The following is a 13,723-nucleotide window of genomic DNA, read 5'->3' as shown; positions in this document are numbered from 1 at the left end:
CCGGCAATGGCACGATGGTGGTGTGACTTCAACTCATCAGACCGCAACCGCAACGCTGCACACGAACCGCGGCGACATCAAGATCGCTCTGTTCGGCAACCATGCGCCGAAGACCGTCGAGAACTTCGTCGGCCTCGCCGACGGCTCGAAGGAGTACACCACCGCAAACGCCGCCGGCACCAAGACCGGCCCGTTCTACGACGGTGCCATCTTCCACCGCGTCATCGACGGCTTCATGATCCAGGGTGGCGACCCCACCGGAACCGGCACCGGCGGCCCGGGCTACAAGTTCGGTGACGAGTTCCACCCGGAACTGCAGTTCGACCGCTCCTACCTGCTGGCCATGGCCAACGCAGGCCCGGGAACCAACGGCTCGCAGTTCTTCATCACCACCGGCCCGACGCCGCACCTGAACCGTCGCCACACCATCTTCGGTGAGGTTCTCGACGACGATTCCAAGAAGGTTGTCGACGCTATCTCCTCCACCGCCGTCGATCGTGGCGATCGTCCGGTCGAGCCCGTCGTGATCAACAGCATCACCATCTCCTGAACAGGTAAAACAAGCAGATGACGAACCCCGGTTGGGGCGGCGGTGCGAGTGAGGGCATCCCGCCCCAACCGCGGTGCGTCCGCCATCCAGATCGACCTACCGCACTTTCCTGTAATCGTTGTGGACGTCCGGCGTGCCCGGACTGCCTCCGCGAGGCGGCGGTGGGATACCAATGTGTTGACTGTGTAGCTGCCGGCCAACGCGATGTCCGCCCCGTTCGGGGCGTCGCCGGAAACACCGTGAGCCCCGCCCGTGCGGTCCCGGTCGTGACGTACACCTTGATGGGGCTCAACGTCCTGGCGTTCCTCGCCACCTTCGCGCAGTCGCGAAGCATCATGAACAATCAGGTCGGCTCGTCGATCTTCGCGAACTGGGCACTCAATCCGGGTCTGGTCGCCAGCGGTGACTGGTTCCGGCTCATCGGCTCCGGGTTCTTGCACTTCGGCATCTTGCACCTCGCGGTCAACATGTACGCCCTCTACATCCTGGGGCGCGACACCGAAATCGTGATGGGCCGCTCCCGGTACGTCGGCATCTACCTGGTTTCGCTCCTCGGCGGTTCCGCCTCGGTGATGGCGTTCCAGCCGGTGTTCTCCTCGCTCACGGCCCTGTCCTGGACCGCTGGAGCGTCGGGTGCAATCTTCGGCATCATGGGCGCACAGGCCGTCCTTCTACTGCGTTTGCGTCGAAGCCCGGTCCCGATCATCTCGGTGATCGCGATCAATGTGATCATCAGCATTTCGCTGCCCGGGATCTCGTTCTGGGGTCACGCGGGAGGTCTGGTGGCAGGTGCCGCAACGGCCGCTGCCTTCCTGTACGCCCCACAATGGTTGGGCGCCGGTGAGAACCGCGTGAAAGCAGTGCGGATCGGCTGGATCGCTTTTGGTGCCGTCACTGTGGTGACGTTGGGAGTCATCGTGCTCCGCGTCGTCCAACTGCGCGAACAGCTGGGAATCAGCTAGCAAGAATCCTAGGGCCCAGCCGTTCTATGGATCAGCCGCCGATGATGGACTCGCAGGCGAACGTGATCTCGAAGCTCGACGTCTCCATCGGGTTGCCCTTGTCCCGGGCGCCGATTCCCTCGCCCGTCACCACGAAGGTATTGCCGTCCTGCTTGGCACTGGCAGATCCGCCAGGCAGTCCCGGCGCGAATCCGGCGGTGTACGGCAGACCGTTCGATCCACCCTCGCTTCCGGCGATTCCAGCAGTCTGAACCGTGCCGGATTCATCGATGATGGCTGAGACGGTCAACATGCCGTAGGTGGCATTTTCCGCGTCGAGCAGTGTCATAACTGTCGTGCCGCCGTCCTTTGCGCACTTCGTCTCGAATTTGGCGTCGAGCGTCTTCCCGCCGACGGTGGCCGAGGATGTAGCGGACGAGGCGCCGGCAGCGCTCTTGTCGGAGTCGGTCTTGTCGGAGTCGCTGCCGCAGGCGGAGGCGAATAGTGCGACCGCCGCGATGGTGGCAGCGACTGCGGTGGAGGACCGGCGGGTCATCGTGGTCCGAACCATCTTCGTCATGTTCTGTCCTTCAAGTCACGCGGTGCGTCCGCACTTGCTCTGGCTATTTCGCCGATAACACTAGCCAGTGACTCGGTGCTCATAGCGCTAAACCCCCAGCTCAGGCGGGTTTGTCGCCTTCGACTGTTCAGGGACGTTCGTCAGGCTGCTGCGGGTCATTCGCCGGATCGTTGGGAGTAAACGCACATGCAGGGACGGCTTCTGTAGAGATTGTCCACATAGGTTGAGGACATCGGTACTTCTACTGTGGCTTGAGTCACTTCGTAGATAGCAACGCTGACCTTTTCCGAGGAGTACCCCTGCCATGACCTCCACCGATAGCACCACCACTGACGGTGGGGTTGCGCCGAGCGAGATCGAATCTCGCGTGGTGAAGAAGGTAGCGCGCCGGCTGATTCCCTTCCTGATCCTGCTCTATTTCGTGAACTATCTGGATCGTACGAACATCGCCTTCGCGAAGCTCACCATGAGCGCCGACCTCGGGATGACCGAGACGATGTTCGGGCTCGCATCCGGTCTCTTCTTCGTCGGCTATCTGCTGTTCGAGGTGCCGAGCAACCTGGCCCTGCACCGCTTCGGCGCCCGGCTGTGGATCGCGCGGATCATGCTCACCTGGGGAATCCTCGCCGCTGCGCTGGCATTCGTGCCCAACGTGGGCAGCCTCTATTTCCTGCGCATTCTGCTGGGAATCGCCGAGGCCGGCTTCTTCCCCGGAGTTCTTCTCTACCTGACCTTCTGGTTCCCGAAGAAGTACCGCGTACGCCTGATGGGCTTGTTCCTGCTGACGCTTCCGCTCTCGTCGGCGCTCGGTGCCCCGCTCTCGGCTGCCATCATCCAGTACGGCGACGGCTTGTTCGGGTTGGCCGGCTGGCGCGTGATGTACCTGATCGAGGGTCTGCCCGCCGTGATCTTGGCGTTTGTCGTCTGGTTCTACCTCACCGACCGTCCCGCCGACGCGAAGTGGTTGACCCTCGAGGAGCGCACCTGGCTGATGAAGTCCATGGCCGACGAGGAGAAAGAACTCGGCGACGCCGGTCACCAGTCTGCCGGCAAGACCCTGCGCGATCCCCGCGTCATCGGTTTCGGTCTGGTCTACTTCGGAATCACCTACGGCCTTTACGCTTTGAGCTTCTTCCTACCCAGCATCGTCGCGGGATTCAAGCAGACGTTCAACACCGATTTCTCGCTCGTCGAGACAGGCCTGATCGTGGCCGTCCCCTACGCGATCGGCGCTGTCGCGATGGTGCTGTGGAGCCGCCATTCCGACAAGACCGGTGAACGGATGTGGCACGTTGCTGCCCCGACGCTCCTGGGTGCGGTATCCATTCCGATTGCGCTGTACCTGGATTCACCGTTCACCGTCATGATTGCGGTCTCGCTCACCGCCGTCGGCGTGCTCTGTGCGCTCCCCGTCTTCTGGTACCTGCCCACCACGTTCCTGACGGGTGCCAGCGCGGCCGCGGGTATCGCCATGATCAACTCGATCGGCAATGCGTCGGGCTTCGGTGCTCCGTACATCACCGGCTGGCTCACCGATGTGACCGGAAATGCCAAGGCAGGCCTGTGGGTGGTAGGCGCCGTGATGCTCTGTGCCGCAATTCTTGTGGTGGCACTGGCCAAGCGATCGAGCAAGCCCGCTCAGATCTGACCGAGTTTCCCCGCACTGGCACGCAGCCGGATCAGGAGCGCAAGATCGAGCGCCTGGTCCGGCTGACGCCACTGCGTACCGATCAATCGGTCGATCGATTCGAGGCGTTGGTACAGAGTGTTGGCGTGAATCGCGAGCGCGGTGGCGGTCGCAGAATGTTTGCAATTGTGCGACAGGTACGACGCGAGGGTGTCCAGAAGTGGAACGCCGCGTCGTTGCTCCTCATCGAGGAGAGGACCGAGGGACCGCTGCGTCAGCGATTCGAGTTCTTCGCGTCCGGTGCGGCTGAGGAGAATTCGGTAAATGCCGAGGGAACTTGCCGGTTCCACGTGGGAAGCCCGCCCGAGCGTCTCGAGGACGTCGACGGTGTGCTGTGCCTCGACATAGGCTCGCGCCAGACCTTCCGCTCCCACCGCGGGATCGGCGATTCCCACTGTCGGGTTCTCCGCCGGCTGCACCCACGCCGCCGCAACTTCTGACGGTGACATTCCCGGAATCAAAGCGATGACCCGTGAACCATGCTCGGCAACAACAGTTCCCGAGGGAAATGCAATTTCCTCGATACTGCGACGTGTACGGTCTACGGCGTCGGCCGGGCGGGCCACCACGACGGTGTACGAGCGGTCGGGGTTTAGTCCAGCCAGGCGGAACTGACCGGTGACTTCGGCCGGCGTCGGCGCAGGCCTGGTGATCAGATCGACCAGAAATGCATCGCGTGCCCGACGGGTAGCTTCCCTGGCCGCCCGTTCGCCCACCAGCGCAAGCGCAATGGCCGGGGCTGACCTTTCGAGTGCCAATCTCATGGCGGCGGTGGGTTCCTGGCGCGAGAGCAGGAACAGGACTCCGAGTTGGTCACCGGCACTGCGTACTTCGGTGGCGAACAGGAACTGCTCACCGACGATCAGCGTCACCTCCTGCTCGCGTCGGTCAGCGGCAAAGATGTCGAAGACCCGATTCACGCTCTCGCTCACCCGTTGCAGTCCCGGTGGGATCTCCGACGTTCCGGTCACGAAGAACACCGGTGAACCCGTCGACGCGGAGGTTTCTTCCACGAGTTCGCGAACACCGCCGCCGCGCAGGACAACTTGTGTGAGCGATCGGTCCCAGGTCAGGGTCTGTTCGAGAAGTGCTGTGCGCTCGGCAAGTTCGGTGTTCGCTGCATTCACTTCTGCAACCGTCGCGCGATAGCGTTCGAGAGAGCGGGCATTCTCGATGGCTACCGAGGCATGAGCTGCGAGGGCGGACAGCAACGCAACTTCCTCGTTGCCGAATCGACGCTCCTGACGCTTGCACGCGCACAGGGCACCCAGGATCTTGCCGTTCAATGTCAGCGGCACGGCCAACAGGCCGCGCATGTTCTCGGCTCGCGCTGCGTCGTCGGCGGGTCCGATATGTGCAAACGAGGGATCGTTGCGGTAGTCGGGAGACCAAGCAGGAGAGGAGTTCTCGACCACGCGACCGATGAGGCCTTCACGGAACGGAACCGTCAGGCCGAGCAGTTGCGAGGTGTACGCCCCGCTCGTGACTTCGATGATCAAGATGTCGTCGTGGATCAGTGCAAGGTACGAAAGGTCTACCCCGAGTAGCCGTTTGGCCTGATCTACGATCTCCTGCAGAAGGGCGTGATGATCGTGCATCGTGGTCAGCAGCGACGCGATGTCGTTGAGTGCGCCCAGCTCGGTGGCACGTTGTCGGCGCTGAGCCAGGAGACTACGCAGTTGAAGCGCCGATCGGGCTTCTCGCTCGATTTCCGCAGCGGCCTCGGGGCCTGAGCCTGCGGCCAACTGATCGCGATGTTCGATCAGTTCCTCAGTGGATGCCTCGGCCAGGAGAAGCTGTAGCCAGTTCTCGTGCATCCGCACTCCCTTGTCAGGCCAACGATGAGTATGGAGAGAATGTCCATACTGTTTCCGGTTTCTCGGAGTAAATCTACATGGGGTGGTGTAGCCGCCGTCACTATCGTGGAGGCATGACACTCCTCGAGGCGCTCGGCTCGCAGATCGATGCGGATCGACTGATCACCGACCCCGACATCATGGCGAGCTACATCCACGACGACGCCGAGTGGGCTCCCTACGAGATGCCCGTCGCCGTGGTCCGTCCGCGCACAGCCGAGCAGGTACAGACAGTTGTGCAGGCGTGCATCGCCCACGGTGCGCCCGTCGTCACGCGCGGCGCAGGCACCGGTCTGTCGGGTGGAGCCAACGCAGTCGCCGGCGGCGTCGTGATCGCCTTCGACGCGATGAACGCGATCAAGGAGATCAACACCCTCGAGCGTTTGGCCGTGGTCGAACCCGGGGTAGTCAACGATCACCTCCGCGACGCGTGCGCCGAGCACGGCCTCTGGTATCCGCCCGATCCGGCGAGCGCACCCTGGTCGACGATCGGCGGCAACGTCGCGACCAATGCCGGGGGCCTGTGTTGCGTCAAGTACGGCGTCACCAAGGACTACGTGCTGGGCATGCAGGTGGTTACCGGAACCGGTGAGCTGGTTCGGCTCGGGCGTCGAACTGCCAAGGGAGTGGCTGGGTTTGATCTCTCCGCGCTCATGGTCGGCTCCGAAGGCACTCTCGGGGTGATCACCGAGGTAACCGTCAAGCTACGTCCTCAGCGCGATCCCGAGCGCACCATCGTCGGATACTTCGACTCCATCGTTGCTGCGGGCAAGGCAGTCGAAGCCGTCGCGGCAGACGGGCTCACGCCGTCGGCCCTCGAGCTGATCGATCGACAGTGCCTGCTTGCCGTCGACGCCTGGAAGAACATGGGCCTCTCGGCCGACGCCGAGGTGGTTCTGCTCGGCCGCATCGACACACCGGGTGAGATCGGCGACGCCGAAGCCGAGCGAATGTTGGCCTGTTTCAACCGTTCCGGGGCAACCTGGAGCGCCAGATCCACCGACCAGGAGGAGGCTGACGCTCTGTTCTCCGCCCGGCGTCTGGCATACCCCGCCCTCGAGCGGCTCGGCCCGGTGCTCACCGAGGACATCTGCGTCCCCAAGGCAGCGGTCCCGGAGATGCTGGCACGGATCGAGGCCATCTCGGCCCGGCACGACACTCACATCGCGAACATCGCGCACGCGGGTGACGGCAACCTGCATCCGCTGCTGATCACGCCACACGACGACGAAGCGGCGCGGAGGCGTGCTCAGGCGGCTTTTGCCGAGATCATCGACAATGCCCTCGAGTTGGGCGGAACCGTCACCGGTGAACACGGCGTCGGCCTACTGAAGATGGGTGGCCTGGCACAGGAACTGTCACCGGCCGTCGTCGCGATGCATCATGCAATCAAGGGCGCACTCGACCCTCACGGAATCATGAACCCGGGCAAGGTGATTTGAAAGGCTGGCTCCGTAACCGAATCGGTTTCCGGAGTTACGCCGTCGAAATGACGAGTTCCTACGCTCGAGTTGAACCGTTTGGCGAACTCGACGTATGGAGTGATGAATGTTCTCTTCCGATTTGACGCTGGCAAGTGTTGTTCCGCGGCGCGTGGAGACGGTCGAGGCCGTCCGGGCGGCAATCGCACTGGACGGCGCCGCGGTCTTCGGTGGGCTGCACACCGAGGAAGATGCCATTGCGTTCGCGTCGAAGTTGCTCGGTGAGAAGTGCATTCGCGTCGGCCGCCAGTTCGAGGCGAGCGCCAAAAGTCAGGATGCCGAAGCCGCTGTCGTCGACACCCAACCGGTGGACGAACGCGGGCGCAAGCGCTCGTTCGGTATCTCCGGCGAGCGGATGACCGCCCACAACGATGGTTTTGCTTTCGGCGATTACGCTCCCGATTACCTGTTTCTGTGGTGCAAGCGCCCGGCGTACCCGAGTGGCGGCGACTCGTTTCTCATCGACGCGGTCAAACTGACGCGATTGCTCGCCTTCGATCCCGCAACAGCGGAGCTGGCCGAATTCTGTTGGAGCACAGACATCGACCATTCGGAACCGAACTTCCCGCAGAGCACATTTGCGCCGATCGCCCGGACGGTGCCGAGTGGACGCAACCAGGTTCGGTACCACCCGTACCTCGCGCCGATCGCCGGTGAATCGGAAGAAGCGCAGTGGCCGCTGGTGAAGCAGTGGAGTGAGGCCGTGATTCACGTGCGAGACAGCGGGCCGATGTTCCGTGCCGAAGCCGGCGAGATGATCTGCATCGACAACTACCGGGTGCTTCACGGCCGCGACGGGTACACCGACCCCGGCCGTGAGCTGTACTCGATCTGGGGATGGTCGAGCGACGCCGTCGCGGTGCCGCAGCAGGCACTCGACATCGTGCAGCCGGACCTCGCGGCACTGGCCATGTAACCCGCGCCTACTTCTCGGGCGGCACCAAACCGTGGACGGTAAGCACGTCCAGGACGTCCTCCGGCGTCGTACCGAGATCCCAGCGTCCGAAGATCAACAGCTTCTCCGTGTCGGTGGGCCGGTCGACGATGTCGATCTCGAGCATCGGCACGCGTCGACCCAGACGCGGGTAGCGGACGAGACGCACGCGGTCGATCTGTTCGCGGGTGAACGTGTGGCGGGCGCGCAATCGCTGCACCGCGATCGACTTGGTTCCTGCGTTGTCGATCACCGCCAGGCGGGGGCGCTGACGCAGGGCGAGGCCGCCCATCACGAACAGCCCGATCACCGCGAGGGCGAGCAGGAAGCGTCCGGCCGGCTCCGTGGGCGCGATTATCGAGGCGATCGCGAGGGCAATTCCGCCGCCGAACATCGCGTAGACAACACCCATCGGAGTGGCCCACGAGACGACCTCTGTGGCGTTGTCACGAGGCTGTGGATGAAATTCATCCTCGAGCATGTGGATAACTTCCTAGGTTGTCCACAGGAGTTATCCACAATGGGGATGAATGACACCCATGTAATTGAAAGACGGTCACGATCCGAGTCGAATCAGATAATCGCTGGTCAGCGCCATCTCATGGTCATCACAAGGCCCACAACCATGAAGCCGAAGCCGACGAGGAAGTTATAGTTTCCCAAGTCGTTCATCCACGTGATCGAATCCGCGGCCAAGTAGTACACAATCAGCCACGCCAGGCCGAGAAGCATGAATCCGAGCATCACCGAGACGTACAACGTGCTCGACGGACCCATCTTCACCTTCACCGGAGTGCGGTTTGCTGGGTTGACTGTGTAGTCGTTCTTCTTACGGACCTTCGACTTGGGCATGGCGTCCTCGCTCTACGGTGTGACCTGCATGTGTTACCTACACGCTAACGTAGCTGTGTCCAGTTGGTCACCGGCCGACCTGCACAATCCGGGAGGAGCCACGTGTCTTCGGGTGAATCTTCACGAACCGTCTGGCACATCGGTGTACTTGCCGTCTGCCTGGTAGCCGGTCTGATGGTTGCCACGGCGCAGAGATCCGCCGAGGAAAACCAGCTTCAGGTCACCGAAAGCACCAGGCTCTCCGATCTGGTCCGCAGTGCCCAGGCCAATGCCGAAAAGGTTTCGGCCGACCGGGACGAACTTGCCGCTCAGCTCGATTCGCTGCAGGAAGACGCCGCTCGGTCCGACGCCGGCGTGGCCGCCGCTCTCGGTGACATCAAGAACATCTCCGCCGACGCGGGACTGACGGAGATGACCGGCCCCGGCGTCGTGGTCACCATGACGGACGCCCCGCGCAACGCCGAAGGCAAGTATCCGGTCGACGCCACCCCGGACGACCTCGTCGTGCATCAGCAGGACGTCCAGAGCGTGCTGAACGCACTGTGGGCCGGCGGGGCCGAAGCGGTGGGCATGCAGGACCAACGGATCATCAGTACGTCGGCGCCGCGGTGCATCGGAAACACCCTCCTTCTTCACGGCCGTACCTACAGCCCGCCGTACGTGATGAGCGCGATCGGCGATGTTGCGCGCCTCGAGGCGGCACTCGCTGCCGAACCGGGCATTCGGATCTACAAGCAGTACGCGACCCGCTTCGGCCTCGGGTACACGCAGGCGACACCGTCGCAGATCACGGTCCCCGCCTATACCGGCGGATAGCACGGGCGTTTACCCTGCTCTCATGAGGATTCTCGTCGTCGACAACTACGACAGCTTTGTGTTCAACCTGGTGCAGTACCTCGGCCAGCTCGGAACCGAAGCCGTGGTCTGGCGCAACGACGATCCACAACTGACGGCAGACCTCGAGGGTGCAGTAGCGCAGTTCGACGGCATTCTCCTGAGTCCGGGCCCCGGAACTCCGCAGCGCGCGGGAGCGACGATGGATCTGGTGAAGGTCTGCGCCGACACCAAGACCCCGCTGCTTGGCGTCTGCCTCGGACATCAGGCGATCGGTGCGGCTTTCGGCGGAACCGTCGACCGCGCGCCCGAACTGCTTCACGGCAAGACGAGTCTGGTTCACCACAAGGACGTCGGCGTCCTGGCCGGACTGCCCGATCCGTTCACCGCTACCCGCTACCACTCGCTGACGGTTCTCGAGGACACCATTCCCGAGGAACTCGAGGTGACCGCCCACACCGAGAGCGGCGTCGTGATGGCGATGCGCCACCGCGAACTGCCGATTCACGGCGTCCAGTTCCACCCCGAGTCCGTACTCACCCAGGGTGGACACCGGATGCTCGCGAACTGGCTCGCAGTCTGCGGTGAGGCGCCGCCGGAAGGGCTCGTCGCAGCCCTCGAGGCCGAGGTCGCGTCGGCGCTCGGCGGCGCATTGCCCGCAATTCTCTGACACCTGTCCACAAAAAAGTGCCTCCCGGAAATCTCCGGGAGGCACTTTTTCACTTTGCTAGCGGCCGGGGATTCCGAGCGCTCCGACGCTGACGGTGATGACTGCGTCCTTGGAGATCTCCGAGCCCGGAGGCTGCGTCTGCGAGACGATCTTGCCCACCATTTCCGGGGTGAGCGTCGTGCTCTGGTTCTGCACCAGCTGCGATGCAGTTCCCGCCCAGCCGGCTGCGCGAAGCGTGCTCAACGCCTCCGACACCGTCTTGTTGGTCAGATCAGGCATCGCGACCTGGTTGCCGTTGGACACTCGTAGCGTCACGGTCGAACCCTTGGTGGCCGACGTGCCACCGGTCGGGTCGGTCGAAACAACCTGTCCCTTCGGCAGACCCGAATCGATCTCCGTGATCTGGACGACGAACCCGGCACCTTCGATGTTGGGCCTCGCCACCTCTTCACGCTGACCGGTGACATCCGGGACACGAACCTGCTCCGGTCCGGTGCCGACGGTGATCGAGACCGCGGAATCGAGAACAACCGACACTCCGACGGCCGGGTCCTGATTGACGATCTTGTCGACCTCGGCGACGGTCGATGCCGCCTTGCCGATGGTCGGATCAAGTCGGAGTCCGACGGAGTTGAGCTTCTTCTCGGCGTCGTCCTGGCTCAGGCCAGTCAGGCGCGGGATCGCGACCTGCTCGGGGCCGGTGGACACGTCGATGGTGACGGTGCTGCCCTTCTCGATACGCACCCCGGCAACCGGACGCGTCGTGATGACGTTTCCGGCGGCGATCACCTTGTCCGTCTTCTGCTGACGCTCCACCTGGAATCCGGCGTTGGTCAGCGTCGCCTCGGCGACGTCGGCGGGCTGGTTGGTCAGGTCACCCGGAACGGTCACCATCTCGACCTTCGGCGAGTTCACCCGAATGAGAAAGAACGTCACCAGACCGATCACCAGAAGCGCCGCGATGCCCATCAGGGCGTAGCGTCCGCCCTTCTTCTTGGCAGGCGGCTCGGCGGCGCGAGTTGTCCTCGCAGCAACCGGCTCGACCGGATCGGGAGCAGTGCGGTAGTTCCCGGTGTCGGAGCCGACGGCGCCGAGGATGGTGGTGCGGTCCTCGTCGTTCATCACCATCGGCGCACTCGGACGCTGACCGCCCAGGACACGCACCAAGTCGCTGCGCATGTCGCCGGCGCTCTGGTAGCGGTTGGCCGGGTTCTTGCTCATTGCCTTGAGAATGATCGAATCCAGCTCGCGTGGAATGTCGGGATTGATCTCCGACGGCGTCTGCGGATCTTCACGAACATGCTGGTACGCCACGGCGACCGGTGAATCACCCTTGAAGGGCGGCTCGCCCGTCAGAATCTCGAACAGCACACAACCGAGCGAGTACACGTCCGAACGCGCGTCCACCTGCTCACCTCGCGCCTGCTCCGGCGAGAGGTACTGAGCGGTGCCGATCACGGCGGCCGTCTGCGTCATCGGGCTCGACGCGTCGGAAATGGCACGGGCGATACCGAAGTCCATCACCTTCACGGCGCCGGCACGGTTGATCATGATGTTGGCGGGCTTGACGTCGCGGTGCACGATGCCGTTGCGGTGGCTGAAGTCCAAAGCGGCACAGACGTCCGCGATCACTTCCATCGCCTTGCGCGGAGCCATCGGCCCGGTGCTGCGCACGATGTCACGCAACGTGTCGCCGTCGACGTACTCCATGACGATGTACGGCAGCGGCCCGGCGTCGGTCTCGGCTTCACCGGTGTCGTAGACGGCCACGATCGCCGGATGGTTCAGCGCGGCAGCGTTCTGCGCCTCACGACGGAACCGCAAGTAGAACGTGGGATCGCGCGCGAGGTCTGCACGCAGCACCTTGATCGCGACGTCGCGGCTGAGTCGGAGGTCGCGCGCCAGGTGAACCTCGGACATTCCGCCGAAGCCGAGAATCTCACCCAGCTCGTAGCGGGAGGAGAGATTGCGGGGTGTCGTCATTGGTCTTGTCCTAGCGGTTCTTCAGCGTCTCCGGGATCCGCCAACGGCTCAGTGGTCGTTGTGGTCGTCGTTGTCGTCGTGGTGGTGGTTGTGGTCGTCGGAGTTGTTGTTGTCGTGGTCGGCGTTGTTGTGGTGGTTGTCGGCTCGGTCGTGGTTGTCGTCGGCCGAGTCGTCGTTGTTGTCGGCTCGGTGGTCGTCGTCGTCGGCCGAGTCGTCGTCGTGGTGGGCTTGGTCGTCGTGGTGGTCGGCAACGTCGTGGACGTGACGACGGGCGGCGTCGGGTCGCTCGGACCGTCGGTCGCGATCCAGACTCCGCCGATGATCAACGCCAACAAGATCAATCCGCCGCCGGCCCATGCCACGGCCTTCTGCCCACTGGTCATTCCGCCGGCTGCCGCGTCGTCCGCTACAGCTGCGCCCGTCACCGGGCCCGCGTACGTCGGCGGCATGACCTGCGTGGCACCCGTAGCCGGCAACGCGCTCGCGGCACCGGTGGCGAGCAGACCGGGCGGCGGTGGACGCCTCCCCGCCCGAACGGCTGCAACGGCGTCGGCGAACTCACCGCCACTGGCGTAGCGGCCGGCCGGATCCTTGGTCAACGTGATGTCGATGAGCTCGCGGATGTTCGCCGGCAGGTCGGCCGGCATCGGCGCCGGGGTTTCCTGCACGTGCTTCATCGCGACGGTCAGCGCGCCGTCACCGGTGAACGGGCGTCGACCCGAAAGTGCTTCGTATCCGACGATTCCCAACGAGTACACGTCACTCGCCGCGGTCGCGTCCTGACCGAGAGCCTGCTCGGGCGCGATGTACTGGGCGGTACCCATCACCATTCCCGTACGCGTGACAGGAGAATTCTCGACGGCCTTGGCGATGCCGAAGTCCGTGATCTTCACCTGGCCCGTCGGCGTGATGAGGATGTTGCCCGGCTTCACGTCGCGGTGCACGACACCGGCGTCGTGTGCGACCTGCAGGGCGCGGCCGGTCTGCTCGAGCATGTCGAGGGCATGCGGAACCGCCAGGCGGCCGACGCGTGCCAGGACGGCGTTGAGCGGTTCACCGTTGACGAGTTCCATGACCAGGTACGCCGTGGAATCGCCCGAGCTGTCGCGGGTCTCGCCGTAGTCGTAGATTCCGGCGATACCGGGATGGTTGAGCTGCGCGGTGGTGCGGGCCTCGAAGCGGAAGCGCTCCAAGAACTCCGGATCGGAAGAGAACTCGGACTTGAGTACCTTGACGGCGACGCGACGGTTGAGCCGGGAGTCCGTGGCTTCCCACACCTGACCCATCCCACCGGTGGCGATGAGACGGATCAATCGGTAACGATCGGCGATCAAAGCGCCGTTGTTCAACGCCAC

Annotated in this window: 13 protein-coding genes; 7 read left to right on the top strand and 6 right to left on the bottom strand. The window is 63.8% G+C overall.

The genetic code is table 11. The features are described from left to right. The first annotated feature begins 22 nt into the window (after positions 1-22). Both EEB12_RS15145 and EEB12_RS15140 read left to right on the top strand, forming a co-directional pair. Positions 23-550 carry a peptidylprolyl isomerase gene (locus tag EEB12_RS15145; RefSeq protein WP_007729190.1) on the top strand — a complete coding sequence of 176 codons (528 nt, stop codon included), beginning with the start codon at positions 23-25 and terminating at the stop codon, positions 548-550. 17 nt (positions 551-567) lie between these two features. Next, positions 568-1,512: a rhomboid family intramembrane serine protease gene (locus tag EEB12_RS15140; protein WP_141488045.1), complete on the top strand. Its 945-nt coding sequence runs from the start codon at positions 568-570 to the stop codon at positions 1,510-1,512. A gap of 31 nt (positions 1,513-1,543) precedes the next feature. Here the strand turns inward: EEB12_RS15140 and EEB12_RS15135 are convergent, their stop codons facing one another. Next, positions 1,544-2,071, bottom strand: a complete 528-nt coding sequence (locus tag EEB12_RS15135; protein WP_021332617.1) for a lipoprotein LpqH — start codon at positions 2,069-2,071, stop codon at positions 1,544-1,546. Between the two features lie 304 nt (positions 2,072-2,375). On the opposite strand from EEB12_RS15135, the gene EEB12_RS15130 reads away from it, so the two are divergent. Then, entirely contained in the window at positions 2,376-3,719 is a 1,344-nt protein-coding gene (locus EEB12_RS15130; protein WP_003942551.1) for an MFS transporter, read from the top strand. Here the strand turns inward: EEB12_RS15130 and EEB12_RS15125 are convergent. Then, positions 3,710-5,575 carry a helix-turn-helix domain-containing protein gene (locus EEB12_RS15125; protein WP_141488044.1) on the bottom strand — a complete coding sequence of 622 codons (1,866 nt, stop codon included), beginning with the start codon at positions 5,573-5,575 and terminating at the stop codon, positions 3,710-3,712. The genes EEB12_RS15130 and EEB12_RS15125 overlap by 10 nt on opposite strands. Positions 5,576-5,688: 113 nt before the next feature. On the opposite strand from EEB12_RS15125, the gene EEB12_RS15120 reads away from it, so the two are divergent. Then, a complete protein-coding gene (locus EEB12_RS15120) occupies positions 5,689-7,056 on the top strand; it encodes an FAD-binding oxidoreductase (protein WP_024487653.1) in 1,368 nt (455 codons plus the stop codon). Between the two features lie 106 nt (positions 7,057-7,162). After that, positions 7,163-8,011: a TauD/TfdA family dioxygenase gene (locus tag EEB12_RS15115; protein ID WP_141488043.1), complete on the top strand. Its 849-nt coding sequence runs from the start codon at positions 7,163-7,165 to the stop codon at positions 8,009-8,011. 7 nt (positions 8,012-8,018) lie between these two features. On the opposite strand, the gene EEB12_RS15110 is transcribed toward EEB12_RS15115, so the two are convergent. Next, a complete protein-coding gene (locus EEB12_RS15110) occupies positions 8,019-8,510 on the bottom strand; it encodes a PH domain-containing protein (protein ID WP_020905623.1) in 492 nt (163 codons plus the stop codon). A 107-nt stretch (positions 8,511-8,617) separates the two neighbouring features. Then, a complete protein-coding gene (gene crgA / locus EEB12_RS15105) occupies positions 8,618-8,881 on the bottom strand; it encodes a cell division protein CrgA (RefSeq protein ID WP_019746229.1) in 264 nt (87 codons plus the stop codon). Positions 8,882-8,983: 102 nt separating this feature from the next. On the opposite strand from crgA, the gene EEB12_RS15100 reads away from it, so the two are divergent. Both EEB12_RS15100 and EEB12_RS15095 read left to right on the top strand, forming a co-directional pair. Beyond that, positions 8,984-9,697: a DUF881 domain-containing protein gene (locus EEB12_RS15100; protein WP_020905624.1), complete on the top strand. Its 714-nt coding sequence runs from the start codon at positions 8,984-8,986 to the stop codon at positions 9,695-9,697. A 22-nt stretch (positions 9,698-9,719) separates the two neighbouring features. Beyond that, on the top strand, positions 9,720-10,385 hold the full coding sequence (locus EEB12_RS15095; protein WP_003942537.1) for an aminodeoxychorismate/anthranilate synthase component II: 666 nt from the start codon (positions 9,720-9,722) through the stop codon (positions 10,383-10,385). A 57-nt stretch (positions 10,386-10,442) separates the two neighbouring features. Here EEB12_RS15095 and pknB read toward each other — a convergent pair whose 3' ends face one another. Together pknB and EEB12_RS15085 are read right to left on the bottom strand one after the other, a co-directional pair. Further along, complete coding sequence (gene pknB / locus EEB12_RS15090; RefSeq protein WP_007729221.1) at positions 10,443-12,368, bottom strand: Stk1 family PASTA domain-containing Ser/Thr kinase; 1,926 nt, start codon at positions 12,366-12,368, stop codon at positions 10,443-10,445. Then, positions 12,365-13,723, bottom strand: coding sequence for a protein kinase domain-containing protein (locus EEB12_RS15085; RefSeq protein ID WP_020905625.1), 1,359 nt, complete (start codon positions 13,721-13,723; stop codon positions 12,365-12,367). Before EEB12_RS15085 ends, pknB begins: the two co-directional genes overlap by 4 nt.

This window comes from Rhodococcus sp. WS1, from assembly GCF_003797745.1.
Lineage (GTDB): Bacteria > Actinomycetota > Actinomycetes > Mycobacteriales > Mycobacteriaceae > Rhodococcus_F > Rhodococcus_F erythropolis.
Note: the sequence above shows the minus strand (reverse complement) of the source record. Positions and strands in the feature narration are given on the sequence as shown.

Excerpts from the sequence above, each read along its gene's own strand:
- EEB12_RS15140 (WP_141488045.1), top strand. The coding sequence starts at position 568 with ATGACGAACCCCGGTTGGGGCGGCGGTGCGAGTGAGGGCATCCCGCCC.
- EEB12_RS15135 (WP_021332617.1), bottom strand. The coding sequence starts at position 2,071 with ATGACGAAGATGGTTCGGACCACGATGACCCGCCGGTCCTCCACCGCA.
- EEB12_RS15130 (WP_003942551.1), top strand. The coding sequence starts at position 2,376 with ATGACCTCCACCGATAGCACCACCACTGACGGTGGGGTTGCGCCGAGC.
- EEB12_RS15125 (WP_141488044.1), bottom strand. The coding sequence starts at position 5,575 with ATGCACGAGAACTGGCTACAGCTTCTCCTGGCCGAGGCATCCACTGAG.
- EEB12_RS15120 (WP_024487653.1), top strand. The coding sequence starts at position 5,689 with ATGACACTCCTCGAGGCGCTCGGCTCGCAGATCGATGCGGATCGACTG.
- EEB12_RS15115 (WP_141488043.1), top strand. The coding sequence starts at position 7,163 with ATGTTCTCTTCCGATTTGACGCTGGCAAGTGTTGTTCCGCGGCGCGTG.
- EEB12_RS15110 (WP_020905623.1), bottom strand. The coding sequence starts at position 8,510 with ATGCTCGAGGATGAATTTCATCCACAGCCTCGTGACAACGCCACAGAG.
- crgA (WP_019746229.1), bottom strand. The coding sequence starts at position 8,881 with ATGCCCAAGTCGAAGGTCCGTAAGAAGAACGACTACACAGTCAACCCA.
- EEB12_RS15095 (WP_003942537.1), top strand. The coding sequence starts at position 9,720 with ATGAGGATTCTCGTCGTCGACAACTACGACAGCTTTGTGTTCAACCTG.
- pknB (WP_007729221.1), bottom strand. The coding sequence starts at position 12,368 with ATGACGACACCCCGCAATCTCTCCTCCCGCTACGAGCTGGGTGAGATT.